The organism is Moorena sp. SIO3I6 (genome assembly GCF_010672095.1).
This window is the reverse complement of record NZ_JAAHHU010000982.1, coordinates 1-1,833: the sequence shown is the minus strand read 5'-3', so window position 1 is coordinate 1,833 and position 1,833 is coordinate 1. Positions and strand designations below refer to the sequence as shown.

The 1,833-nt window shown below is 44.9% G+C and carries 1 protein-coding gene and 2 pseudogenes; all 3 read right to left on the bottom strand.

The genetic code is table 11. The features are described 5' to 3' along the window. Nucleotides 1-449: pseudogene (locus F6K49_RS45210) on the bottom strand (S-layer protein); the annotation flags it as partial. Between the two features lie 482 nt (nt 450-931). Then, a complete protein-coding gene (locus tag F6K49_RS45205; protein WP_293108671.1) occupies nt 932-1,213 on the bottom strand; it encodes a 4a-hydroxytetrahydrobiopterin dehydratase in 282 nt (93 codons plus the stop codon). Between the two features lie 512 nt (nt 1,214-1,725). Further along, a pseudogene (locus F6K49_RS45200) lies at nt 1,726-1,833 on the bottom strand (photosystem II protein D2); the annotation flags it as partial.

The following is a 1,833-nucleotide window of genomic DNA, read 5'->3' as shown; positions in this document are numbered from 1 at the left end:
CTAGTTACCTGATCTTGGCTGTTACTACCTTCTTTACCGTAGCGTTGAATTTGATTTAACAGCTGGCTGTTATCTGAGGCTGAGGGTACGGCTTGGGCTATTTTTGTTTCTGCCTCCGGTACGTCTACCTTAGGAACTAGGGTATCGGCCTTTAAAGTTAATGATGTTCCCTCACCCAAGCTGGAGCCCATCTCCGTGGAAAAAACTGGCGTATCCTTTACTTCTGGGGCAGTGGGGGCCGCCGCGTTCGCCTTTGGCGCGCTCTGAAGAGCGATCGCAATTGTCTTTACTGGGACAGCTTGAAGTGGGGCAGCTTCCGTAGTAACTTGACTCTCAACTGTTAACGAGTTGGCCTTGTTGGCTGCCTGTACCTCATTGGTACCAAGGGCGAGAGCAGCACCCACTACAGCAGGACTTATCAGTAGGGACTTCAACAGTAGTTTAGACATCTTCTCTTAATCCTCACACCTTTAAAATTATTGAACTCTCCTCCGGATTAATCACGGAGGATACTAAGCTGATGTTACAACCGAGGGCATTAGCCACATCTCGTAATGCTTACGGTATGATATCTTCACGGTTATTGAATACATCATCCCGTTTGGGAAGGTTCAAAACTTCCCGACCTACCTTGACTATAGAAATTCCTAGCTGGATCGTTACTTTTTTCTTGTTGGCGTTGTTAATTTCCAGCTAGCCGATTTTCCACAGCCTAAACCGGTATTTGGTTTTATCTAAGAATCAGCGCTATTGCGATAAAACCTATTAACCTATTACAGGAACAATTTATTAGAGGAACAATTCTTATACTATAGCCTTTATCGACAAAGTGCTATACAAACTTTTTTTCTTTTGCCAGTGGATGAACTTCTTCTGGCTTGGGGTCTATTGCTAAGGCGATTGTCACTTATTTAGAGTTATTTAAAGCATATTAACCCAGCTCTGAAATAACTTGCGCTAGGTCAAAATCTTTCGAGGTTAAGCCACCACTATCATGAGTGGTTAAAGTAATCGTTACCTTATTGTAGGAAATCTCTAGGTCAGGATGGTGTTCTGCCGCTTCAGATGGGTTAACAAGTTTATTCACAAACGCGATCGCTTCTACAAAACCCTTGAATGTCTTATTACTACGCAGGGTTTTCCCTTCCACACTCCAGTCTTCTAGCTGACTCGCCTTGGCTTTAATTTCTGCATCACTGAGTAGTTGAGCCATGATTCTTAGATGCACTCCTTAAACAATCCCATACAAAAAACTATCCGCTCTCACGGCTAGTGTTTTGGTTAATCCATAACACCTGGTGTGAGAGCGGTCTAGCGGGTCTTCTGATTGAAACCAGGCTGCCGAGAGGAACTCTTAGGTAGCCCTGCCTAAGCAGTCATATAGATTCTCCGTAGAGAATCCAGCTAACTCCTAGAGAACAGCCCCGGCGCACAGCCGGCTAACTCCAACCAGATGACCCATGATTTTACTACTATCTTCCATGGGCATCACCTCCTTTAATCCCTAAGCGGTTTTTTTTACCTTTCCAGGATTATCACCTTTCCTTAAGTTAACAGACTATCGATCAAATTGCAACCTCTGCAAACTAGGATCATGATAAATTCGCCTAATCTTGCTCAGAGCCTTCCAGTTTTCTTTTTCTAGAACTGCTCAAAGCCCCACCAGGAGGTGGGGCTTTGAGAAAATCCAAGCGCTAACCTTAATTCTGGTTCCGCCTTGGAGTGTTACAGAGCGTTACCGCGAGGCAGTACTTCCTCAGGGAACTCAAAGTTTTGGTGAGGTTGGTCTGCCGGAGCCATCCAAGCCCGCAGACCCTCGTTCAGCAAAATGTT

Excerpts from the sequence above, each read along its gene's own strand:
- F6K49_RS45205 (WP_293108671.1), bottom strand. The coding sequence starts at position 1,213 with ATGGCTCAACTACTCAGTGATGCAGAAATTAAAGCCAAGGCGAGTCAG.